Here is a 22,235-nt window from a genome sequence, read left to right as displayed (position 1 = left end):
CGCATTGCAATAATGCGCTCCTTGTGTTTTATCACCTAGACGCTCACCCCGATTGGTGCTAATTTATCGCTCGTTTGCTAACCTTTTTGCCTGACTCTTTGCTCACACATCAGCCTGGCAAATCAAATCCGATCAGCATCAATCCAGCAGACTGTCTCCTCATTTCAATCCTTGCTTACAGACTTTCACCACTATGAATCTGACTGAATTAAAGAACACTCCTGTGTCCGAGCTGGTCAAGCTTGGCGAATCCATGGGGTTGGAAAATCTGGCTCGGGCGCACAAGAAAGATATTATTTTTGCCATCCTCAAGGCACACGCCAAGGGTGGTGAAGATATCTTTGGCGACGGTGTGCTGGAAATCCTGACCGATGGTTTCGGCTTCCTGCGCAGTGCAGACGGCTCCTATCTGGCAGGCCCTGACGATATCTACGTCTCCCCGAGCCAGATCCGCCGCTTCAACCTGCGTACCGGCGATACCATCTCCGGCAAGATTCGGCCACCGAAAGAGGGCGAACGTTACTTCGCGCTGCTCAAGGTCAACGAGGTCAACTACGACCGTCCGGAAAACTCCCGCAACAAGATCCTGTTTGAAAACCTTACCCCCCTGCATGCCAACGAACGTCTGCGTATGGAACGGGGTAACGGCTCTACCGAAGATATCACCGCCCGTGTACTTGACCTGGCTTCCCCCATCGGTAAAGGCCAGCGTGGCCTGATCGTGGCGCCGCCCAAGGCCGGTAAGACCATGCTGCTGCAGAACATCGCCCAGAGCATCGCCTACAACCACCCGGACTGTGAACTGATCGTTCTGCTGATCGACGAGCGTCCGGAAGAAGTGACCGAGATGCAGCGGATGGTGAAAGGTGAAGTGATCGCTTCCACCTTTGACGAACCTGCTTCCCGTCACGTTCAGGTTGCCGAGATGGTGATCGAGAAGGCCAAGCGTCTGGTCGAGCACAAGAAAGATGTGGTGATCCTGCTGGACTCCATCACCCGTCTGGCACGTGCCTACAACACCGTCATCCCGTCATCCGGCAAGGTACTGACCGGTGGTGTGGATGCCAACGCCCTGCACCGTCCCAAGCGCTTCTTCGGCGCCGCGCGTAATGTTGAAGAGGGCGGCAGCCTGACCATCATCGCCACCGCGCTGATTGATACCGGCTCCAAGATGGACGAGGTTATCTACGAAGAGTTCAAGGGGACCGGCAACATGGAACTGCACCTCTCGCGCAAAATTGCCGAGAAGCGTGTCTACCCGGCCATCGACATCACCCGCTCAGGCACCCGTAAAGAAGAGCTGCTCACCTCAGGTGACGAGCTGCAGAAGATGTGGATCCTGCGCAAGATTGTCCACCCGATGGGCGAGATCGACGGTATCGAATTCCTCATCGACAAGCTGGCGATGACCAAGACCAACGACGAGTTCTTCGACGCCATGCGGCGCCAGCAGAAGTAAGTCCGGTCAGAAAATGACGAAACCGCGGCCCTGGTCGCGGTTTTTGTTTATCTGTTTTCCGGTCGCCCTAGTAGTATGAGATCCCGATGTCACATGGATGGAGACGTCATGAAGCCTGTTTTCTGGTTATTGCTGGGGTTGCTGAGTGCAATGTCAGCCTGCGCGCAGAGTGCTCCGGTCGCGGTGACAGCCGAGACGTTGCAGACGCACCAACGCTATCTGGCGGGCCGTCTGCAGGAGGGGCAATTTGCAGCCATCGACTCTCTGCTGGCGACCCTGAGTCGCGAGCGGCGGGAGTTCCTGCTGTTGCAACTGCTGCGGGATATTCCCGCGACCACCCCTGCATCTCCTGCGTTGCAACAGTGGGTCGAGGCTCAGGCCGACAAGGCCCCCGAGTGGCTCATGGAGCAGCAGGTCGACGGTTTTCTGGTGCAGCAACCTGTCTATGATTTTGCCGCGCAGGCCCGTCAGTTGCTGGGGGAGTGGCAATTGCAATCACTGGTGCAGCACTATCGGCATCAGCTTGCCCAGGGCAGCTTCCAGCTAAAGTCCATCTACTACAGCAGTAACCCCGATCTCGCCATGCAGCAGCAAGCCCTGTTGTTGGCCCTCGACAGCTTGCCGCAACCGATCTGGATGCGGGAGGCGCAAGTGCTGGCCAGCCAGAATATCTATCTGCCCGACAATCATCTGTTGTTCCATCTGTTGCAGCGCACCGGGGAACCGGCGCTCTATAGCATGCTGTGGCGGCGGCCGGCAGATCAGGATGCGCTGCGCGCACTCTCCACCATCAGCCGCTTTCATCACGGCAGTGCTGCCAGCGATCTGCTGATTGCCGCCAGTGGCAATGAGGGATTGAAGGGGGCCGCACTGCGTCAGCTGAGCGCACTCTCCCCCTTGCCACCGCAAGCCCAGAAATACCTGCTGGCGGAGCTCTCCAACCGCCAATACGGGGCGCTGGTTGCCGGTTTGTTGATGGAGGTGGACGAGCCCCAGCTGCTCTCTGCGCTGGCCAGACGCCTCGGCCAGCGTGACATGCCACCCATTGCACCGAGTCTGCTGCCCGATTCGGGTACACCCGATGGGCAGCCAGGGTTATAATGCGTGACCTCCTGAACCCGGTTGGGAACTTGCATGAAATACAAGGATTTGCGTGATTTCATCGCGCAGCTGGAACAAAACGGACAACTCAAGCGCATCACCCGCGAGATAGATCCCTATCTGGAGATGACCGAGATCAGCGATCGCACCCTGCGTGCGGGTGGCCCGGCTCTGCTGTTCGAAAATCCCAAAGGCTACACCATGCCGGTGCTGACCAACCTGTTCGGTACCCCGGATCGGGTTGCCATGGGCATGGGGCAGCCCGATGTGGGCGCCCTGCGTCAGGTCGGGGTCTGGCTCTCCTATCTCAAGGAGCCCGAGCCGCCCAAGGGATTCAAGGAGCTGATGGAGAAGCTGCCGATCTTCAAGCAGGTGCTCAACATGCCGACCAAGCGCCTCTCTTCCGCCCCCTGCCAGCAGGTGGTGCAGGAGGGAGATGCGGTCGATCTCGACCAGATCCCGATCCAGCACTGCTGGCCCGGCGATGTGGCGCCGCTGGTCACCTGGGGCCTCACCATCACCCGTGGCCCCTACAAGAAGCGCCAGAACCTCGGTATCTATCGCCAGCAGAAGATCGGCAAGAACAAGCTGATCATGCGCTGGCTCGATCATCGTGGCGGTGCCATCGATTTTCGCGAGTGGCAGGAGGCCCATCCGGGCGAGCGCTTCCCGGTGGTGGTAGCGCTTGGCGCCGATCCGGCGACCATCCTTGGTGCCGTGACGCCAGTGCCGGATACCCTCTCCGAATATGCTTTTGCCGGTCTGCTGCGCGGCAGCCGTACCGAGGTGATCAAGGCCATCAGCTGCGATTTGGAGGTGCCCGCCAGCGCCGAGATCGTGCTGGAAGGCTATCTTGAGCCGGGTGAGATGGCGCCGGAAGGCCCTTATGGCGACCACACCGGCTACTACAACGAGGTAGACGAGTTCCCGGTCTTTACCATCACCCACATCACCAAGCGGCGCGATGCCATCTATCACAGCACCTACACCGGCCGTCCGCCCGATGAACCGGCGGTACTGGGTCTGGCGCTGAACGAGGTGTTCGTGCCACTGCTGCAGAAGCAGTTCCCCGAGATTGTGGACTTCTATCTGCCGCCGGAGGGGTGCTCCTACCGGATGGCGGTGGTGACCATCAAGAAGCGTTACCCGGGCCACGCCAAGCGGGTGATGCTGGGAGTCTGGTCATTCCTGCGCCAGTTCATGTACACCAAGTTCGTGGTGGTGTGTGACGATGACGTCAACGCTCGCGACTGGAAGGATGTGATCTGGGCTATCACCACCCGGATGGACCCGGCACGGGACACCACCTTGATCGAGCACACCCCGATCGACTATCTGGACTTCGCCTCGCCGGTCTCCGGCCTCGGCTCCAAAATGGGGCTGGATGCCACCAACAAGTGGCCGGGCGAGACCAATCGGGAGTGGGGTCAGCCCATAGTTCAGGATGAGGCGGTGAAGCAGAAGGTCGATGCCATCTGGGATGAGCTCAATATCCTCGGATGAGGCAAACATGACAGCTTTGCTGCAAAAAGTGATGCGATCCGCAGTTATTTGAGTATTCTCGACTGACGGGGCCAGGGCTGCTGGTCGTCACTCCATAGTGAAACAATGAGCGAAGCGGGCCGAGCGAGCCCGCCACAAGGACAAGAATGCAACGTATCAAATGCCGCGTAGAGGAACTGCGCGAATATGTCGACACCATCTGGCATGTGGCTCTGACGCCGCAGCAAGCGATCAGCTTCAAGCCGGGCCAGTATCTGCTGGTGGTGATGAGCGATTCGGACAAGCGCCCCTTCTCCATCGCCAACTCGCCGACCCGCCCGGGCGTGCTGGAGCTGCAAATTGGTGCCACTCCCGAGAACGCCTACGCCGGTCAGGTGCTGGCCCGCATGCGCGAGCAGGGGGAGATCGAGGTCGAATTGCCGGCTGGCAAGGCGTTCCTGCGCGATGAATCCCCCCGTCCGCTGATCCTGATGGCGGGCGGCACCGGTTTCTCTTACGCCCGCGCCATTCTGGAGTACCTGATCGACACGGGCAGCAAGCGCCCGGTGTTCTTCTACTGGGGAGTGCGTCAGGCTCACTGGCTCTACGAGCTGGAGCAGATGCAGCAGTGGGAGCGTGACTATGCACCGCTCACCTTTATCCCGGTGGTACAGGAGCCTGATACTGACTGGACCGGCAAGAGCGGGCTGGTGCACAAGGCGATCATGGATGACTTCGTCAGCCTCCACGACTACGACATCTATGTCGCCGGCCGTTTCGAGATGGCGGGGGCCGCGCGTGAGGAGTTCAAGATCCTCGGCGCCGAGCCGGAGCGCATCTTTGGTGACGCCTACGAATTTATTTGACGGGATCCCCGTCTGGATGACACAGCCCCCGGTTTTGCCGGGGGCTTTTTTTGGGCCTTCCACCGTGCACAATGATGCACCTTGGTATGGCAATCGCAGCTTTACCCCATGACCTTCCACCATTTTTAACATGGGTGGCTACTAATTAACCGTGGCTGGTGGCATCTTGGTCGGGGATTCTCAGCGGACTGGATAAGGATATCCATAGTGATAGCACGAGGTGGAACAGTGTTGAGTGAAGAGGGCAGGGCATCTGCGGAGGATAACCGGTTGGAGTCCGGCTCTGTCGAGCTGATCTCAACCTTGATCCCGTCCCTTCATGGTAGTGAAATGGCCCGTTTGCAGGCTGAAATCGCCGCACTGAAGCATGAAAATGCCCTGTTGCAGGAGAAGCTCAATGCCGCCCTCGATGGCACCGGCATCTGTCTCTGGCAGGGCACCATTCCCACCGGCGAGCTGCGGGTCTTCAATCTGCAAAACTTCCAGGCTGGCGATATGGCTCCCAGTTTTGAGCTCTGGAACGCCAAGCTCCATCCCGACGATCGCGCTCATGCCATGGGTAGCTACTTTGCCCATCTTGAGGGTCAAACGCCCTTCTACGAGGCTGAATATCGTACGGTCAGTCCGGATGGTTCTGTCACCTGGCTATGGGATCGGGGGCGTGTCGTGGAGCGGGATGGTGATGGCAAGCCGCTGCGGATCATGGGCTCCCATATCGATATCACCCAGCGCAAGGCCTATGAACAGCGGCTGGCGGAGCGGGCCAACTGCGATGCGCTCACCGGGCTGCTCAACCGGCAGGGATTTGGCAAGGCGTTCGCTCTGCAGCCGCCGCAAGGAGCGGGGGCGCTGCTCTTTATCGATCTGGATGATTTCAAGGGGATCAATGACCAGTTGGGGCATGCCTGCGGTGATCAGGTTCTGCAGCAGATGGCGGAGTGGTTGCGTCTCATCATGCCGGGCTCGGCCCTGTGCGGCCGTTATGGCGGTGACGAGTTTGTGGTTTATCTGCATCGTGATGTATCAAACCATGCACTGGCTCATCTGGCCGATGCCCTGATCAGCCGGATGTATGGTTATGTACCCAAACCCGGTTGCCCGCAACGGGTCGGGCTCAGTATCGGTATCGCCCTGTGGGAGGAGGGGCCATTGACCTTCCGGCAGGCGCTGGAGGTGGCTGACAGGGCCATGTACGAGGCCAAGGCTCGCGGCAAGCGGGCCTGGTATCTGCTTCAGGTGTGATGTTTTTTACAGGTTCAATTTAAAGCAAAAACCCCAGCCGAGCCGGGGTTTTCGTTATTCGCCTTTGGCGCCGAGCTGCTGCTCGAGCTGAGCCAGCTTACTTTCGAGGGCGGCCAGTTTTTCACGGGTACGCAGCAGTACCTTGGTCTGCACGTCGAACTCTTCGCGGCTGACCAGATCCAGCTTGCCCAGCTGGGCCTGCAGCACCTGACGCATCTTCTTCTCGGCCTCTTCACCCATGCTGCGAATGCCGGGTGGCAGGGAGTTGTGCACCTGCTTGGCGATCTCTTCCAGTTTCTTCGGGTCGATCATGATGTCCTCCTTAAGCGTTGGTGGACATTCTACCGACAATTCCCTCACTTTGCCGAGATCGCGACGGCTTTTTAGTCGTGATGGTGCCTGCTGGCTGGTCGGGTCTGGTTAATCCTCCACTGTTGCTACCCTTGCGCCCCTTTGTTGCCGTAAAACCTTGATTCTCTCCACAAACCTGAGCAGAAGATGACCAACATGAGTCTCGTTGGTTGTTGGTTTTATGTTAACTTTGAGCGGTCGAAGTGGTGAATGCTTCGTTGGCTTGTGATGGACAACAACCTATAAAGAGAACAAAAAATGAAGAAGAAGCTAATTTATGCAGCTGTGGTCAGCGCCCTGCTGGCCGGATGTGGTGGAGATAACAACAAGGGAGACACCACCAGCTCCCTGGACTATGCCCTGAGTGGTGGCAGTGGTCTTCGCCCGAGTGTGCTGGCCCCCCGTGCCAGCGACGGTACCCTGAAGTTTTCCACCGAGACTGCCGATCTGTCGAACCCGGTATCTGCCCTCTCCACCCTGGATGGCTGGTCAACCACCCAACCTGTCCAGCTGGTGCCGGCGACCGTGACCGGCGTCTCTGTGCCGGCACCGGCCGCCGGCGAGTATGCCTCGGCCATTGCACCCCTCTATCTGCTGGAGCTGGTGCTGGATCCGGTGACTCAGCGTCCTGTCGGAGTGAAGAACAACAAGCCTCTGACCTATGGCACCGATTTTGTGGTAAGCGATGGTGGTGGCAAACTCAATCTGGTGCCGCTCAAGCCGCTTAATCCCTCTTCCTACTACATGATCGTGGCGACCGACGCCCTCAAGGACAGCCGTGGTGTGCCACTCAAGGCCGGTGGTGATTACAGCAACTTCAAATCGACGGCTGGTGCAACCGTGCAGGAGCAGACCATCAGCAGCCTGATTGCGCTGCAGGAAGGGCTGTTCAAGGCAGCTACCGGGATCACCAGCGATCGGGTGATCTTCTCCGACTGGTTTGCCACCCAGTCCGGTGCCGATGTGCTGCTGGCAGTGAAGGGCGCTGCGGCCACCGTGTTGCAGAGCCCGACCCTGGATGCTGCATCGCTGTGGAAGCAGGACGCCAAAGGCAACACCAGTCTGCCGGGAACATATACGATTGATGCGCTCAATGGCGGGGTGCCCTTCCTGACACAGCTGGCGAACGAGCCATTCTTGCCTCAAGATGATCGGGATGCGATTGCTGCAGCTGTGGCTGCTAATGCCACATTGAACGGCGTCGCGGCGGCGACCAAGGTGTATACCGGTACCGTCAAGCTCCCTTATTTCCTCTCTACTCCAGCGATAGCCGGTTCCTGGGACAAGGCCAAGACCCAATCCTGGCACGGCGCCATTCCCAGCCTCTATGCCATCGCCAACGCGCTGAAAGCGGGTGATAGCGAGGTGATCGGTGGGCTGGTAGGCGCCGGAGTGAATCCGGAGCTGCTGGGTGAGCTGATTGCCGATCCGAGCCGTCAGGCCGATCTGCTGAGGGAGGCGAGCAAGCTGATCGGGGTGACTCTCACCTCAGGTGGCAAGCCGCTGGATGCCGAGCGCAATATTGGCCGTTTCAACCCGCTGCCGACCCTGACCGAAGTACAATCTGTACCGCTGCGGATCTTTGCCCCCACCACTGACCTTAGCACTGTCACTGATGTGATCATCTATCAGCACGGGGTCACTTCTATCAAGGAGAACGCCTATGCGCTGGCGCTGAGCCAGATAGGTGCCGGGTTAGACCCCTCAGTGAACAAGGTGGTTGCTGTCGTGGTGATCGATCACCCGCTGCACGGCGAGCGTGGCTATGCCCTGAGCGGCAGCATGGATACTGTCACCACCTCCGAGAATCCGACTCCCTACCTGAATCTGGGTTATCTGACGGTGGCGCGGGATAACCTGAAGCAGAGCGTGGCCGATCTGCTGGGTCTGCGCCTGGCTGTCGGTCTGGCTAATGCCAAGGGGCTGGGCGGTCAGTTGGGCGGTGCCGGTCTGAAAGTTCACTTCCTTGGGCACTCGCTCGGCGCCATTACCGGGGCCAATCTGCTGGCGGTGGCCAACCAGAAAATGGGTAACGCCGCTGATAGCATGTTCGAGTTTTCAACCGGTGGTCTGTCGATGCCGGGTGGCGGCATCGCCCCGTTGCTGCTCAACTCGCCGAGCTTCGGGCCGACCATCAAGATGAGCGTGCTTACCTCGGGCAGTCCCGAGTTGAAGGCCGGGTTTGAGGCTTATGCTCCCGGTTGCCAGACGGCGGTGCCGACCTGTTTCGTGAACGAGTTCCTGCCCAGTCTGGATGCGGCTACTCAGGCGGGGGCTGCGAGCACCTTGCAGAGCTATACCTTTGCCGCCCAGTCAGTGCTGGACTCTGCCGACCCGATCAATCTGGGCAGTGGCGTCGCCAAGAGCTTCCCGCTATTCGCCACCGAAATTGTTGGTGATGGTGCGCTCAGCTTGCCGGATCAGGTGATCCCCAACAGCATTGCCTCTGCGCCGCTGGGTGGTACCGAGCCGCTGTTCCGGGTGATGGGATTAAAACCGTTGACCGATAGTTACCTTGGCCCCGTCCATCATGCTGCGCGCTTCCTGAAAGGGGGCCATAGCTCGCTGCTGGCCCCTGATGCGAACTTCGATCAGGTTGGTGCGGTCACTTCAGAGATCCAGACCCAGTTTGCCAGCTTCTTTATGAGTGGCGGTGCGGCGGTCAAGGTAACCGATGACACCCTGATCAAGCAGTAACTGCCTATCGCGTAAAAAAACGCCGCCCTTCGGGGCGGCGTTCTCGTTTCTGCAACTGCTGAAAAATCAGGTCGGCTGGTGGTTGCGATCCAGCCAGCCTTGCAGCAGGCCGACCAGCAGACCGGTCAGGTGGGCGATGTTGGCGGTGCTGGTGCCGAGCATGTCGAAGAAGCCGAGCACCATCCAGAACAGCATAAAGCCCATCAGCGCCGGTGGCAGTGTGAGGCCGCAGGCCGGTTGCAGCTTGCTGCGCAGCCAGCAGTAGCCGAGCAGGGCATAGACCACGCCGGAGAGGCCGCCAAACAGCGGGCCGCTGGCAAAGAACTCGGCGATATTGGGCAGGGCAGCGCCCACCAGCAGCAGGATCAGCAGCTTGCCGCTGCCGAGGCGCTGCTCGATCTGGCCCCCCAGATACCACCACCAGAGCAAGTTGAACACCAGATGGAGCACCGAGAAGTGGATCAGAGCGGGGGTGAAATAGCGCCACGCCTGCCAGTCGGTGAACTGGGCCAGCGTCGGGTGGAATGCCAGTTCATCGTAGATGGGCAGGCCGATGGCCTCGATCCCGTAGATGGCGAGACAGGCGATGATCACCACCAGCGTCAGCGGCCCTGCCTGATGGAGGAAGTCGGTGATGGGATCCGTCATCCCCTTGCTGTAGTCGATGCGGGCATCGGCGCGGCCGGATTGCCAGGAGGCCTCCATGTAGCGCGGGTGGGCCGGCTCGGCCAGAAAGCGCTTCACCTCCAGCTGGGCCTGAGCAAGGCGCTGCTCGTCCGCCAACCAGATGGTGACCCCCAGCTCGGACTGGGTCAGCTCGCAGGAGATGCCCAGGGTCGCCAGATAGTCCACCAGCGCCTGCGCCATGCGGGCGTTGTCGAGCACCAGCAGCTGGATCATGCCTCGCTAGCCTCGATGGGAAACTCCCGGCGCCACGCCTCGAAACCGCCATCCAGACTGTAGACCTCGTCATAACCCTGTTGCAGCAGGTATTGGGCGGCCCCTTGACTGCTGTTGCCGTGATAGCACATCACGATGACCGGGGTATCGAAATCCACTTCGTTCATAAAGCGCACCAGGGTGCCGTTGGTGAGGTGGAAGGCGCCGACCGCGTGGGCCGCTTCAAAGGATTGCGGGTCGCGAATATCCACCAGACGGGCTTCACCCGCGCTCAGTTTCTGGTGGGCATCATGGGCATTGATATGGGCAAACTGGTCCATCGGGATGTCCTGCGAATAGGTTGATTACGGGCCAGTGTACCGCAAGCTTGGGCGCAAACTAACCCCACAAAAGATAAGGGAGCCAGCGGCTCCCTTGTTGATATGGCATGCGGCTCAGTGGGTTAACCGCCCAGATAGGCCTGCCGCACGGCCGGGTTGGCCAGCAGGGCGGCGCCCGTGTCTTGCAGCACCACGTGGCCGTTCTCCAGCACATAACCGCGGTCGGCCAGCTTGAGCGCCTGGTTGGCGTTCTGCTCCACCAGAAAGATGGTCATCCCCTTCTGGCGCAACTGCTCAATGGTGTCGAAGATCTGCTGGATGACGATGGGGGCCAGCCCCAGCGAGGGTTCATCCAGCAGCAGCAGGCGTGGTTTGCTCATCAGGGCACGGCCGATGGCCAGCATCTGCTGCTCGCCGCCGGACATGGTGCCCGCCCGTTGTTGCAAGCGTTCGTGCAGGCGCGGGAACAGGGTGAACACCTGATCCAGCAGGCCATGCTGCTCGGCCTTGTCGACGAAGAAGGCGCCCATCAGCAGGTTCTCCTCCACCGTCAGGCGGGCGAAGATGCGGCGCCCCTCCGGCACCACGGCGATATCCTTGCGCATAATGCGGGCGGTGGTGAGGGAGCTGATCTGTTCCCCCTCAAACCAGATGGAGCCGCTGCTGGGCTTGGGTTCACCGCAGAGGGTCATCAGCAGGGTGGTCTTGCCCGCGCCGTTGGCGCCGATCAGGGTGACGATTTCACCCTCTTTCACCTCGACGCTGATATCGTGCAGCGCCTGAATTTTGCCGTAGTGGGTCGATACGTTGCGAAGTTCTAACATCTTTTTGTCCTTACGACTCGCCCAGATAGGCCTTGATCACTGCCGGGTTGTTGCGGATCTCATCCGGCTTGCCGTGGGCCAGCGGGGTGCCCTGACTGACCACGAAGATGCGGTTGGAGATACCCATCACCAGCTTCATATCGTGTTCGATCAGCAGCACCGAGACCTCGAATTCGTCCCGCAGGCTCATGATGAGCTCGTCCAACTCGTCGGTCTCCTTCGGGTTGAGACCGGCGGCCGGTTCGTCCAGCATCAGCAGCTCGGGACGAGTCGCCATGCAGCGGGCGATCTCGAGGCGGCGCTGCTGACCGTAGGCCAGGTTGCCGGCGGCGCGGTTGGCAAGATCCTTGAGGCCCACTTTATCCAGCCAGAAGGCGGCCCGCTCCAGCCCCTCCTGCTCCGCCCGGCGGAAGGCTGGGGTCTTGAACAGACCGGCGATAAAGCTGGTGTTGAGGTGCTGGTGCTGGGCAACCAGCAGGTTCTCCACCGCTGTCATCTCCTTGAACAGCCGCACGTGCTGGAAGGTACGCACAATCCCCTTGCGGGCGATGAGGTGGCCGGGCAGCCCCTGGATCTCCTCACCCTTGTAACGGATGATGCCGCCGCTCGGGCAGTAGAAGCCGGTCAGGCAGTTGAAGATGGTGGTCTTGCCCGCACCGTTGGGGCCGATGATGGAGATCACCTCGCCCTTGTCGATATCCAGCTTGACCCCGTTGACGGCCAGCAGGCCGCCAAAGCGCATCGACAGATCAGAGACTTCCAATAACTTCTGATGAGTGCTCATTTCTTCAACTCCAGATGCGGACGGGTCATCGGCAGCAATCCCTGTGGCCGCCAGATCATCATGAACACCATCAAGAGGCCGAACATCAGCATGCGGTACTCGTTGAATTCGCGGGCCAGCTCCGGCAGCACCGTCATCACGATGGCGGCCAGCACCACCCCGATCTGCGAGCCCATGCCGCCCAGCACTACAATCGCCAGCACTATGGCCGACTCGATAAAGACGAAGGATTCCGGGCTGATAAAGCCCTGCCGCGAGGCAAAGAAGCTGCCGGCAAAGCCCGCGAAGGTGGCGCCTATGGTGAAGGCGGTCAGCTTGATGATGGTGGGGTTGAGCCCCAGCGATTTGCAGGCGATCTCGTCTTCCCGCAGCGCTTCCCAGGCGCGGCCAAGGGGCATGCGCAGCAGGCGGTTGATGACGAACAGGGTCACCACCACCAGCACCAGCGCCATCAGGTAGAGGAAGATCACCTTGTGGTTGGCGTTGTAGGTAATGCCGAAGAAGTTGTGGAAGGTATCAAAGCCCCCATCCTTGACGGTGCGGTTGAACTCCAGCCCCCCCAGGGTCGGTTTGGGAATGCCGGAGATCCCGTTCGGGCCGCCGGTCAGGGTGGTCATGTTGTTGAGCAGGATGCGGATGATCTCGCCAAAACCCAGGGTGACGATGGCCAGATAGTCCCCCCGCAGCCGCAGCACCGGGAAACCGAGCAGGAAGCCGAAGGTAGCGGCCATCAGCCCGGCGATGGGCAGGCACTCCCAGAAGCTCAGTCCGAAGTAGGTGTTGAGCAGGGCATAGCTGTAGGCACCGACCGCGTAGAAGCCGACATAGCCGAGATCGAGCAGACCGGCGAGGCCGACCACCACGTTCAGCCCCAGCCCCAGCATGATGTAAATCAGGGTGAGGGTGGCGAGATCGATGGCGCCGCGAGAAGCCATAAAGGGCCAGCTCACCGCAAACAGCAGCACCAGCACGGCGGTGAGGTTATAGAGCTTGGGCGCCTCTTCCGGGCTCGGCAGCACCAGCTTGGTGAAGCCGACCGAGAAGCCGCTGATGGAGGCCTGAAACAGCTTGGCAATCTGGCCGCGCAGCATCTGGAACCAGAAAACAATGGTGGCGCCCCCCAGTAGCCAGGCCAGCGACACATCGAGGCGGCTCACTACCTGCAGGCTGGAGCCATCGGTCTCCAGCTTGAAGCCGAGCAGCCAGAAAGAGAGCACCAGCAGCACCAGGCTGGCGATACAGGCGTGGATCAATTGATGTTTCATCACACTTTCTCCACTTCCGGACGACCCAGGATGCCAGTAGGCATAAAGAGCAGCACAAAGATGAGCAGGGCAAACGCCATCACATCTTTGTACTCGGTGCTGAGATAACCGGCGGTGAGCGCTTCAACCACCCCCAGCAGCAGGCCGCCCAGTACGGCGCCCGGAATGCTGCCGATACCGCCCAATACTGCGGCAGTGAAGGCCTTCAGACCGGCCATAAAGCCGAGGTAGGGGTTGATGACGCCGTAATACATGCCGAGCAGCACCCCGGCCACGGCGGCCAGTGCAGCCCCCAGCACGAAGGTGATGGAGATGACCACGTGGGTGTCGATGCCCAGCAGATTGGCCATCTTGATATCTTCCGAACAGGCGCGGCAGGCGCGGCCCATGCGGGAGCGGCCGATGAACTGGGTCAGCGCCAGCATGGTGATGAAAGTCACTACGAAGATAATCAGCTGCATATAGGAGAGGCTGGCCTGAAAACCATCCTCACCCCCCAGGGTCCAGCCACCTGAGATCAGGCTGGGCATGGCGATATCCCGTGAGCCCTGAGCCATGCGCATCATGTTCTGAAGGAAGATCGACATGCCGATGGCGGAGATGAGGGGGATCAGCCGGTTGCCACCGCGCAGTGGCCGGTAGGCGACCCGCTCGATGCTCCAGCCATAGGTGCCGGTGATGATGATACTGACCAGGAAGGCGCCCCCCAGCAGTAGAAAGGTGCTGTCGATGCCCATCATCATGAGCCCCGCCATCACCATAAAAGCGACATAGGAGCCGATCATGTAAACCTCGCCGTGGGCGAAGTTGATCATGCCTATGATGCCATAGACCATGGTGTAGCCAATGGCGATCAACGCATAGGTGCTGCCTATGGTTAATCCGTTCAGCAGTTGCTGAACGAGATAAAGGAGGTGTTCGGACATACTGCGTTCCCTGTACTTGCCCGCAAAGAGAGGAGGGGGTGAGCGTACTCACCCCCGATCGGCAGATTATTTGACTTGGCTGGAAGTACCGTCAGCGTGCCACTGGAACACACCGAATTCGAAGCCTTTCAGGTCACCGTTAGGTGCCCAGGTCAGGGGGCCCATCACGGTATCGATCGGTGCGGCCTTGATGGCGGCGGCAACAGCGGCCGGGTCATCTTCACCCGCCTTGGCGATACCGGCAGCCAGGCTCTGCACCGCGGCATAGGTGGTCCAGACGAACGGGCCGGAGGAGTCCTGACCCTTGGCCTTGAACGCAGCGACCAGCGGGGCGTTGGCAGGCACCAGATCGTATTTGTTCGGCAGGGTCACCAGCAGGCCTTCGGAAGCCGGGCCGCCGATGGCGGAGATATCCTTGTTACCCACCCCTTCCGGGCCCATGAACTTGGCTTTCAGCCCCTTCTCGCCAGCCTGACGCAGGATCAGGCCCAGCTCAGGGTGATAGCCGCCGTAGTAGACGAAATCGACGTTCTCTTTCTGCAGCTTGGCGATCAGGGCGGAGAAGTCCTTGTCACCGGCGGTGATCCCTTCATAGGCCACCACCTTCACGCCAGCCTTGTCGAGTGCGGCTTTGACGCTGGAGGCGATACCTTCACCGTACTGCTTCTTGTCGTGGATAACGGCCACGCGCTGGGGTTTGACCTGCTCGATGATGTACTTGGCGGCAGTCGGGCCCTGATCGCTATCCAGGCCGATGGTGCGCAGGGTCAGCTGGTAACCGCGCTCGGTGATCTTGGGGTTGGTGGAGGCGGGGGTGACCATCAGGATCCCCTCGTCTTCATAGATGTCGGAGGCGGGCAGGGTGTTGTCGGAGCAGAGGTGACCGACCACGAACTTGACGCCATCATTTACCACCTTGTTGGCGATGGCTACCGCCTGCTTGGGATCACAGGCGTCGTCATAGATGACGGCTTCGATCTGCTTGCCATTGATGCCGCCAGCCTTGTTGATCTGCTCGACCGCCATCTTGCCGCCGGTGAACTGCATGTCCCCGTACTGGGCAACCGGGCCGGTGAGCGGGCCTGCGATACCTATCTTGATGGTGTCTGCCGCGTGTGCGATGGAGATCGATCCAAACAGAGCCAAAGAAACCGCTGCGCTTACTGTAATTTTGCTCAACTTATGCATTGATTCGTCCCTTAATCAGTGGATTGTTTCATTTACGAGTGCCATTCCGGATCGACATCCCGTGCATCCGGCTATAGGTATGGTTCTATCATTCCTCACGGGGCAATAACAAGCTGTTAAAGATACTAACCAGAGGGGGTGGGGTGGGCTTATTTTGAAATAAATGACCTGTCATTTGTGTTTAATTGGAATTTAGTATCGATTCTTCGCCTTAACATCTTGGTAACCAGAGGTGATTATGATGAAGCACAGAGGATTAGTCTGGTGATATTTTACTCTGATGGTGCTCCCATTTTGACCATTAATCGTTTGCGCAAACAGAAATGAGCGCCTAAATTAGCCGGCATTGACAATTCCGTGGCAGAGCCCGTTAAAACCAAGCCTTTATTCGGGAAATCTGCTAATGTTCCGCCTTTGACAGTCAGGAGACAGAGATGGCCACTATCAAGGATGTCGCCTCGCGCGCAGGCGTATCCATCTCCACCGTCTCACATGTGCTCAACCACACTCGGCGGGTCAGCGAAGACGCGACCCAGAAAGTGATTGAGGCGGTGGCAGAACTCAACTACGCGCCCAACTCGGTAGCGCGCAGTCTTAAGATAAATTCGACCAAGACCATTGGCATGCTGGTCACCACCAGCGTAAACCCCTTCTTCGCGGAAGTGGTGCAAGGGGTTGAAGCGTACTGCTTCGAACAGGGCTACAGCCTGATCCTCTGCAACACCGAAAACCAGCCGCCTCGCCAACAGCATTACCTGAGAATGCTGATGGAAAAACGGGTGGATGGTCTGCTGGTATTGGGGACCGATATCGACACCCCGTTGCGCGACATGCTGCGCATCCACAAGAACGTGCCGCAGGTGGTACTGGATTGGGGCACGGAGTGCGATTTCGCCAACGTCATCAACGACAACGCCCGCATCGGCGCCCGCATGGCCGTACGCCATCTGCTGGAGCTGGGGCACCGTGACATCGTCTGCATCACTGGCCAGCTCTCCAAGCCGACCACCCAGCAGCGACTGGACGGGGTGCGTGATGCGCTGGGCGAGCACGGTCTGACCCTTAAAGATGAACAGGTCTTTGAAGGGGACTACGAGAGCCAGAGCGGCTTCGATGCCATGCAGCGCATCCTGGCCCTGCAGCCTCGTCCGACCGCGGTCTTTGCCTTCGACGATCCCATGGCGATCGGCGCGATTTGCGCTGCCTGGGAAGCGGGAGTCAAGGTGCCGGACGATATCTCCATCATCGGCTACGACGATGTGGAGATGGCGCGCTTCTCCAGCCCGCCGCTGACCACCATCCGTCACCCGAAGGCCGAACTGGGCCAGCTGGCGGTGAAGCATCTGGTCAGCCGGATCCGCAACAAGGAGCTGGAAGTGGAATCGATGACGGTACAGCCCGAGCTGATTGTCCGTCGCTCGGTCAAACCGCTGCGTTAATCCACACCCGTTGCCAACACGAAAAACCCCCTCTGTCACGAGGGGGTTTTTGTTTATGGGCGGTTTATTTCAGTTCCGGCCAGTAGGCTTTGTTGGCCTCTATCAAGTCATCGAGAATGGACTTGGCCACCGATGCACTGGGTACTGTCTTGGAGAGGGTGATGGCTTGCCACAGTTTCTGGTAAGAGTGCTCGACCCAGGCTTCGACCACCAGTTTCTCGACCGCGACCTGCTGGCCCATCATACCCTGCTGGAACAGCGGAATGCTGCCCACCAGCAACGGCTCTGGCCCGCTGCTGCCGACCAGGCAGGGGATCTCGACCATGGCTTCCGGGTCAAAGTTGGGGATGGCGCCGCGATTGGGAACGATCAGCAGCATCCGCTCCTGGGTGTTGAAGGCAATGGCGGTTGCCAAGTCAACGATATAGGAGGCGTGTTCATCGATCTCCAGCTCGCCCGCTGCTGAATTGCCTGCCTTGACGATGTCGTTACAGGCGGTGAAGACCTGCTTCTCGCGGTGCTCCATCACCTCGTTGGCGCGGGTGTGTTCCGGGTTGGAGTGGGCCACCACATAGTCCGGGTAGAGGTAGTACTTCAGATAGGTGTTGGGCAGGGTATCCGGGTCGAGCGCCCACACATCCTTTGCCTTGGCGAAGGTATCGTTCCAGCTTGCTTCGGCATGGCTGGCGCTATTGGGCACATAGCCGTGGCGGGCGACGTGCTCCTTGATCTTCGGCATCAGGTCGTTGCCTTCCAGATCTTCGATGCGGGTCCACCAGCCAAAGTGGTTGAGGCCGTAGTAGCGTACCCGCATCTCTTTGCGGGATTTGAGACCGGCAATCTGGGCCATGCGCCCCTCGATCCCGATCGGCATGTCGCAGATGTTGAGGATTTTGGCGTTGGGACGCAGGCGACGGGTCGCTTCGGCCACAATGGCGGCCGGGTTGGAGTAGTTGAGCATCCAGGCATTGGGTGAGTACTGCTCCATATAGTCGACCAGCTCCAGCACCCCGCCGATGGAGCGCATGCCATAGGCGATACCGCCCGGGCCGCAGGTCTCCTGACCGACCACGCCATGACGCAGCGGGATCTTCTCGTCCAGCTCGCGCATCGGATATTTGCCAACCCGGATATGGGCCATGACGAAATCAACATCGCTAAACGCTGCTTTGGGGTCGGTGCCATAGCTGAAGGCGATCTCGGGAGCCTTCTCTTTCAGCAAGATTTTGCAGGCTTCGGCGATGATCTCCTGACGGGCACCATCGTTGTCGTAGAATTTGATCTCCTTGAGCGGGAAGCGATGTTGATTTTCCAGCAACATCAGAACGATACCAGGAGTAAAAGTGCTGCCACCACCGGCAATGACTACAGAGAATTTTTTCATGATCATGACTCCATTACTAAAGACGATTGTTGATGACTGTTGTTCATAATCGATTCCATATTTTCACGTACCTGAGGTACATGCAGACCGATAATTACCTGGATACTATCGCCATGGCGGACGACACCATGGGCCCCTAATTTAATAAACGCCTCATCTGCAGCGGCTAGCTTGCTGTTAACCAGCGATATTCTTAAGCGCGTGGCACAATTATTCAGACTGCGTATATTTTTGACTCCACCAAGCGCTTCGATAATTTGTGTTGCACTATCACTGCCACGCTGGTTTTTGGCTGCCTGATAATCTGATTTTGAATAAAGCTTTATTTCACTGTCTTCCCGGCCCGGTGTTTTAAGATTGAGCCTGATAATCAGCGCGCGGAATATCAGGAACCAGATGCCGGTAAAGACCAACCCTATAGCGATCTGGGTGAACATCATTCCCGCATGGTTGTGGAACATGGGTATCCAGTTCTGCGGCAGGAACTGGTCGAGCAGACCTCCACCCATGTTGCCGACCACTCCAAACAGGTACATCACAGTCGACATGGTGGCTGCCAGCAGGGCGTGGATGGCAAACAGCAGCGGCGAGATGAAGAGGAAGGTGAACTCCAGCGGCTCGGTGATGCCGACCAGAATGGCGGTCAGGGTGGCCGGGATCAGCAGGCCTGCAACCTTGGCCTTGTTCTCTTTGGCTGCCGTGGCATAGATGGCCAGGGCAATCCCCATGGCACCGAAAATCTTCGAGTTGCCATGCAGGGCAAAGCCACCCTGAGGGAACTGTTCAATCAGCGGGCGAGTGCTCTGGCTGAACTCCAGCATGTGCTGCGCCCAGTAGAGTTGAATGCCCCCCTCTACTGCCGCTGGGCCGAAGATGAAGGGGCCGTAGATAAAGTGATGCAGGCCGGTCGGGATCAAAATCCGCTCGAGGAAGGTGTATACCCACACCCCGACCGGACCCGAGATCAGCATGAAATTCTGCAGGGAGGCGATGCCCATCTGTACTTTTGGCCAGCCAAGCAGGGTCAGCCAGGCACAGGGGATCATCACGAAGAAGGCGACAATGGTGACAAAGGAGCTGCCCTGAAATATGCCGAGAAAGACCGGCAGTTGGCGATCAAACAGGCGGTTGTGCAGTGCCGTCACGATGCCGGAGATGACGATGGCCCCTATGATGCTGGTATCCAGGGTCTTGATCCCCGCTACCATGGCGAGGCCACTTTCACCCCCTACATCCTGACTGAAGTCGACCCCGAAATAACTGCCCCAGGTCATGCCCATGGCGTTGATAAAATAGTTCCAGGTCATGAAACTGACCAATACAGCCAGACAGGCTCTGGCTTGTGCCTTATTTGCCAGACCGATTGGCAGGCCAATCGCAAATATAAGCGGCATATTCCTGAATACTGTCCAGCCACCTTCTTCAATAATATGGATGATCTGGAAGAATAATCCTTGTGGGTTTGCCAGTGATTCACCGACAAACATCGGGTTTTTCAGCATAATTGCAATGCCTACTACCATACCTGCAAAAGGAAAAAGCAGTACAGGAGTGAACATTGCTCCGCCAAAACGTTGAATTTGACTGAGCATATATTGTCCCTTGGTTGAAATAGCTAATCGAATCCTTGCCGGTGTTGCCAGATGCAAATTAGCAACGATAAAAAGAGACCTCATGAAATATCTTGAAATAATGTGATCTGACGCATGCAGTTATTTAGACAAAGATGTCTAACTTTTGCGATATTGTTGTACCTCTTGGTTTTGTGATGTTCTTGCAGCTTTAGTTTAAATTTAAGTTATTGTTTTTATGCAATTTATCCACTTACTTAAGAATAAGATGGTTGGCGTTGTGACCACAGGAGATGTCTAGCAGTGATCTATAAATCGGTGGCTGACCGACTCAGGATCAGGGTAAACGGTGCCGAGTGCCGGGTGGGAGATGTGTTGCCGGGCGAAAAAGCGCTGGCAGAACAGTATGGCGTCTCCCGCATGACCATTCGCAGAGCGGTAGATATGTTGATCGAGTGGGGATTGGTCGAGCGGCGCCACGGCAGCGGCACCTATGTGACAAAAAAGGATGTCCAGCATGAGACCAAAGGTCTGAGCGGGTTTACCGAACTGATGCGCGAGCAGGGGCGCACATTGACCAGCCAGGTACTGGAGTTTCGTACCATGCCCGCGCCACCGGCCATCGCCAGTCAGCTGAGGGTTAAGGTGAATGAACCCGTCTATTACTCAAGCCGGATCCGCTCGGTGGATGGTCGGGCACTGCTGCTGGAAGAGAGCTATATGCCGGTCAGACTGTTTCGCAATCTGTCGGTAGCCCATCTGGAAGGGTCCAAATTCGACTACATCGAACGGGAGTGCGGCATCGCGATTGCGGGCAACTATGAGTGCTTCAGTGCCGTGCTGGCGGATCGGGTTACTGCCGAGCAGCTCCATATCGAGCAGGGAGCCCCTATCCTGCGGCTCACCTCACTCTCATACAGCGAGAGCGGAGAGTTCCTCAACTACTCCATCATGTTCCGTAATGCCAACGACTATCACGTTGACTACCACCTCCACCGTGCCCGCGGCTAGTTCCTGGCTGGTGAGGCGGCGTGTCGTTGAAGAGGGGAGAGCCTGCGAGGGAGGCATTGGCCATAACTCCTCCCTCGGCCCATGCAGATCAAAATAATCAACTCAAATGTTAGTTATCCTTGCTGCCGGATCCGGATGTAGGTAGTGGGGGATGCATGAGCGTGATTGAAGCGATAACCATGGTGGCCGGTATGGTTTATCTGGTGCGGTTGGCGTGGCAGGTGCGCACCGGCTGGCCGGGGCGTCTTGCGCTCGGCCTGCTGGGGCTGGTCTGGTTGCTGGTGGCGGACAGTCTGCTCTGGCTCGCACTGGGGACGGTCACCGCCGTGCTTGCCCTCCGGCATCAGAGGCGGCCGCTGCCCGCCCTGGAAGCGCTCGACAGCCAGTGGCTGCGGGCGCGCACTCGCCATCTGCTGCTGCTCTGCTGGGGGCTGGTCACAGTGCAATACAGCCTGCATATCTGGCAGTTGGGACAGGGGATGAGCCCCTGGCTGGTGCGCCCGGACGTGGTGGATGCCTTCCTGCCCATCGCCGGTGGCCTCGGGCTGCGGGCCTGGTTCGCGCAGGGGCTGGTGGATCCCCACCATCCGGCGGCCACCGTCACCGTACTGGTGCTCTCCCTGTCGGCCCTGCTGCTGGGGCGGGCGTTCTGTGCCTGGTTCTGTCCGCTCGGGCTGGTGGGGGAATGGCTACATGGCCTGCGCCACCGGTTGCTGCCGGGGGAGTGGAGCCCGCCGCGCTGGCTGGATCTTGCCCTGCGCACCCAGAAATTTCTGGTGCTCGGCTTTCTGCTCTTCATCATCCTGCTGGCGGTGCCGGCTGCTGCTCTGCCCGGCTACTTCACCAGCCCCTACCATCAGGCGGCGGATATGAAGATGGGAGCCTTCTTCTTCAACATGACCCTGATCTCGGGTCTGTGCCTCGGCTGGGTGTTGCTGCTTACCGCGACCTTTCGTCAGGGATTCTGCCGCTACCTCTGCCCTTATGGCGCCTGGCTCGCCCTACTGGGGCTACTGACGCCGCTGCGCATTCGCCGTGACCCGGCCCGCTGCCTGCGAAGCCAGGGTCATGACTGCGACAAGTGCAGCCGGGCCTGTCCATCGCGCATTGCGGTGCACCAGCTTATCGCAGTTCGCAGCCTGGAGTGCACCGGCTGCCTGAGCTGCGTGGCAGCCTGCCCCAAGCGGGTCGAGGCCCTGCACCTTGGCAGCAAGGTGCTCCGGCTCGCACCGAGCCGTTTGCTGGGGCTGCTCTGCTTGTTGCTGCTGGTGCTGCCGTTGCTTACGCATGGCCTGTTGGATATCTGGGCCAGCCAGACGCCGCTGGCGATACGGGCTCACCTGTTGCAACTGTTGCCACAGCTGACCCATTAACTGGGGAAGGTGACAGTGTGACCATGGTGCAAGATCACAGGGTACGCACACG

General features: G+C 58.9%; 19 protein-coding genes. 9 read left to right on the top strand and 10 right to left on the bottom strand.

Annotation, left to right across the window (positions count from 1 at the left end; genetic code table 11):
* The first annotated feature begins 193 nt into the window (after positions 1 to 193).
* The 5 genes from rho to G5171_RS18925 all read left to right on the top strand — a co-directional run bounded on the left by rho (position 194) and on the right by G5171_RS18925 (position 6,150).
* Positions 194 to 1,459: a transcription termination factor Rho gene (gene rho / locus G5171_RS18945; protein ID WP_005339417.1), complete on the top strand. Its 1,266-nt coding sequence runs from the start codon at positions 194 to 196 to the stop codon at positions 1,457 to 1,459.
* Between the two features lie 108 nt (positions 1,460 to 1,567).
* Positions 1,568 to 2,560 (top strand): hypothetical protein, encoded by a 993-nt coding sequence (locus G5171_RS18940; RefSeq protein WP_421251520.1) that lies wholly within the window; start codon positions 1,568 to 1,570, stop codon positions 2,558 to 2,560.
* A gap of 33 nt (positions 2,561 to 2,593) precedes the next feature.
* Positions 2,594 to 4,063, top strand: coding sequence for a 4-hydroxy-3-polyprenylbenzoate decarboxylase (gene ubiD, locus G5171_RS18935; RefSeq protein WP_158114355.1), 1,470 nt, complete (start codon positions 2,594 to 2,596; stop codon positions 4,061 to 4,063).
* A gap of 146 nt (positions 4,064 to 4,209) precedes the next feature.
* Complete coding sequence (fre, locus tag G5171_RS18930; RefSeq protein WP_421251521.1) at positions 4,210 to 4,908, top strand: NAD(P)H-flavin reductase; 699 nt, start codon at positions 4,210 to 4,212, stop codon at positions 4,906 to 4,908.
* Positions 4,909 to 5,178: 270 nt separating this feature from the next.
* Positions 5,179 to 6,150 carry a GGDEF domain-containing protein gene (locus G5171_RS18925; protein ID WP_421251522.1) on the top strand — a complete coding sequence of 324 codons (972 nt, stop codon included), beginning with the start codon at positions 5,179 to 5,181 and terminating at the stop codon, positions 6,148 to 6,150.
* A gap of 54 nt (positions 6,151 to 6,204) precedes the next feature.
* Here the strand turns inward: G5171_RS18925 and ubiK are convergent, their stop codons facing one another.
* Positions 6,205 to 6,462 (bottom strand): ubiquinone biosynthesis accessory factor UbiK, encoded by a 258-nt coding sequence (ubiK, locus tag G5171_RS18920; RefSeq protein WP_005339429.1) that lies wholly within the window; start codon positions 6,460 to 6,462, stop codon positions 6,205 to 6,207.
* 297 nt (positions 6,463 to 6,759) lie between these two features.
* On the opposite strand from ubiK, the gene G5171_RS18915 reads away from it, so the two are divergent.
* The gene (locus G5171_RS18915) at positions 6,760 to 9,198 is read left to right on the top strand and encodes a VolA/Pla-1 family phospholipase (RefSeq protein WP_421213374.1); all 2,439 of its coding nucleotides are present in this window, start codon (positions 6,760 to 6,762) and stop codon (positions 9,196 to 9,198) included.
* A 66-nt stretch (positions 9,199 to 9,264) separates the two neighbouring features.
* Here G5171_RS18915 and glpG read toward each other — a convergent pair whose 3' ends face one another.
* From glpG to G5171_RS18880, 7 genes are all read right to left on the bottom strand, one after another.
* Positions 9,265 to 10,098 carry a rhomboid family intramembrane serine protease GlpG gene (glpG, locus tag G5171_RS18910; RefSeq protein WP_421213372.1) on the bottom strand — a complete coding sequence of 278 codons (834 nt, stop codon included), beginning with the start codon at positions 10,096 to 10,098 and terminating at the stop codon, positions 9,265 to 9,267.
* Positions 10,095 to 10,418 carry a thiosulfate sulfurtransferase GlpE gene (glpE, locus tag G5171_RS18905; RefSeq protein ID WP_335813133.1) on the bottom strand — a complete coding sequence of 108 codons (324 nt, stop codon included), beginning with the start codon at positions 10,416 to 10,418 and terminating at the stop codon, positions 10,095 to 10,097. Before glpE ends, glpG begins: the two co-directional genes overlap by 4 nt.
* Before the next feature lie 122 nt (positions 10,419 to 10,540).
* Positions 10,541 to 11,242 (bottom strand): ABC transporter ATP-binding protein, encoded by a 702-nt coding sequence (locus G5171_RS18900; RefSeq protein ID WP_236297787.1) that lies wholly within the window; start codon positions 11,240 to 11,242, stop codon positions 10,541 to 10,543.
* A gap of 10 nt (positions 11,243 to 11,252) precedes the next feature.
* Positions 11,253 to 12,026: a high-affinity branched-chain amino acid ABC transporter ATP-binding protein LivG gene (gene livG, locus G5171_RS18895; protein WP_421260593.1), complete on the bottom strand. Its 774-nt coding sequence runs from the start codon at positions 12,024 to 12,026 to the stop codon at positions 11,253 to 11,255.
* Positions 12,023 to 13,291: a high-affinity branched-chain amino acid ABC transporter permease LivM gene (locus G5171_RS18890; RefSeq protein WP_216952426.1), complete on the bottom strand. Its 1,269-nt coding sequence runs from the start codon at positions 13,289 to 13,291 to the stop codon at positions 12,023 to 12,025. Before G5171_RS18890 ends, livG begins: the two co-directional genes overlap by 4 nt.
* Positions 13,291 to 14,217 carry a high-affinity branched-chain amino acid ABC transporter permease LivH gene (gene livH, locus G5171_RS18885; protein ID WP_005339439.1) on the bottom strand — a complete coding sequence of 309 codons (927 nt, stop codon included), beginning with the start codon at positions 14,215 to 14,217 and terminating at the stop codon, positions 13,291 to 13,293. The genes G5171_RS18890 and livH overlap by 1 nt, the downstream gene beginning before the upstream one ends.
* A 66-nt stretch (positions 14,218 to 14,283) precedes the next feature.
* Positions 14,284 to 15,405, bottom strand: coding sequence for a branched-chain amino acid ABC transporter substrate-binding protein (locus G5171_RS18880; protein WP_005342436.1), 1,122 nt, complete (start codon positions 15,403 to 15,405; stop codon positions 14,284 to 14,286).
* A 434-nt stretch (positions 15,406 to 15,839) separates the two neighbouring features.
* Here G5171_RS18880 and G5171_RS18875 point away from each other — a divergent pair, with 434 nt between their 5' ends.
* The gene (locus G5171_RS18875; RefSeq protein ID WP_005355925.1) at positions 15,840 to 16,844 is read left to right on the top strand and encodes a substrate-binding domain-containing protein; all 1,005 of its coding nucleotides are present in this window, start codon (positions 15,840 to 15,842) and stop codon (positions 16,842 to 16,844) included.
* A 64-nt stretch (positions 16,845 to 16,908) separates the two neighbouring features.
* Here G5171_RS18875 and G5171_RS18870 read toward each other — a convergent pair whose 3' ends face one another.
* Positions 16,909 to 18,234 (bottom strand): 6-phospho-alpha-glucosidase, encoded by a 1,326-nt coding sequence (locus tag G5171_RS18870; protein WP_421260592.1) that lies wholly within the window; start codon positions 18,232 to 18,234, stop codon positions 16,909 to 16,911.
* Complete coding sequence (locus tag G5171_RS18865; protein ID WP_421260598.1) at positions 18,231 to 19,820, bottom strand: alpha-glucoside-specific PTS transporter subunit IIBC; 1,590 nt, start codon at positions 19,818 to 19,820, stop codon at positions 18,231 to 18,233. Before G5171_RS18865 ends, G5171_RS18870 begins: the two co-directional genes overlap by 4 nt.
* A 282-nt stretch (positions 19,821 to 20,102) precedes the next feature.
* On the opposite strand from G5171_RS18865, the gene G5171_RS18860 reads away from it, so the two are divergent.
* Positions 20,103 to 20,810, top strand: a complete 708-nt coding sequence (locus G5171_RS18860) for a GntR family transcriptional regulator (RefSeq protein ID WP_216979828.1) — start codon at positions 20,103 to 20,105, stop codon at positions 20,808 to 20,810.
* Between the two features lie 155 nt (positions 20,811 to 20,965).
* Positions 20,966 to 22,183: a 4Fe-4S binding protein gene (locus tag G5171_RS18855; RefSeq protein ID WP_337073719.1), complete on the top strand. Its 1,218-nt coding sequence runs from the start codon at positions 20,966 to 20,968 to the stop codon at positions 22,181 to 22,183.
* The last annotated feature ends 52 nt before the right edge of the window (positions 22,184 to 22,235 follow it).

This window comes from Aeromonas sp. 600774 (genome assembly GCF_049175075.1).
Classification (GTDB): Bacteria; Pseudomonadota; Gammaproteobacteria; order Enterobacterales; family Aeromonadaceae; genus Aeromonas; species Aeromonas veronii_A.
The sequence above is the reverse complement of the archived record's forward strand: the minus strand, read 5'-3'. Positions and strand labels throughout refer to the sequence as shown.

Coding starts and splice junctions, on each gene's coding strand:
- G5171_RS18870 (WP_421260592.1), bottom strand. CDS start 18,234: ATGATCATGAAAAAATTCTCTGTAGTCATTGCCGGTGGTGGCAGCACT.
- G5171_RS18855 (WP_337073719.1), top strand. CDS start 20,966: ATGAGCGTGATTGAAGCGATAACCATGGTGGCCGGTATGGTTTATCTG.
- G5171_RS18875 (WP_005355925.1), top strand. CDS start 15,840: ATGGCCACTATCAAGGATGTCGCCTCGCGCGCAGGCGTATCCATCTCC.
- glpG (WP_421213372.1), bottom strand. CDS start 10,098: ATGATCCAGCTGCTGGTGCTCGACAACGCCCGCATGGCGCAGGCGCTG.
- G5171_RS18890 (WP_216952426.1), bottom strand. CDS start 13,291: ATGAAACATCAATTGATCCACGCCTGTATCGCCAGCCTGGTGCTGCTG.
- glpE (WP_335813133.1), bottom strand. CDS start 10,418: ATGGACCAGTTTGCCCATATCAATGCCCATGATGCCCACCAGAAACTG.
- ubiK (WP_005339429.1), bottom strand. CDS start 6,462: ATGATCGACCCGAAGAAACTGGAAGAGATCGCCAAGCAGGTGCACAAC.
- livH (WP_005339439.1), bottom strand. CDS start 14,217: ATGTCCGAACACCTCCTTTATCTCGTTCAGCAACTGCTGAACGGATTA.
- ubiD (WP_158114355.1), top strand. CDS start 2,594: ATGAAATACAAGGATTTGCGTGATTTCATCGCGCAGCTGGAACAAAAC.
- G5171_RS18900 (WP_236297787.1), bottom strand. CDS start 11,242: ATGTTAGAACTTCGCAACGTATCGACCCACTACGGCAAAATTCAGGCG.
- G5171_RS18880 (WP_005342436.1), bottom strand. CDS start 15,405: ATGCATAAGTTGAGCAAAATTACAGTAAGCGCAGCGGTTTCTTTGGCT.
- livG (WP_421260593.1), bottom strand. CDS start 12,026: ATGAGCACTCATCAGAAGTTATTGGAAGTCTCTGATCTGTCGATGCGC.
- rho (WP_005339417.1), top strand. CDS start 194: ATGAATCTGACTGAATTAAAGAACACTCCTGTGTCCGAGCTGGTCAAG.
- fre (WP_421251521.1), top strand. CDS start 4,210: ATGCAACGTATCAAATGCCGCGTAGAGGAACTGCGCGAATATGTCGAC.
- G5171_RS18865 (WP_421260598.1), bottom strand. CDS start 19,820: ATGCTCAGTCAAATTCAACGTTTTGGCGGAGCAATGTTCACTCCTGTA.
- G5171_RS18915 (WP_421213374.1), top strand. CDS start 6,760: ATGAAGAAGAAGCTAATTTATGCAGCTGTGGTCAGCGCCCTGCTGGCC.
- G5171_RS18940 (WP_421251520.1), top strand. CDS start 1,568: ATGAAGCCTGTTTTCTGGTTATTGCTGGGGTTGCTGAGTGCAATGTCA.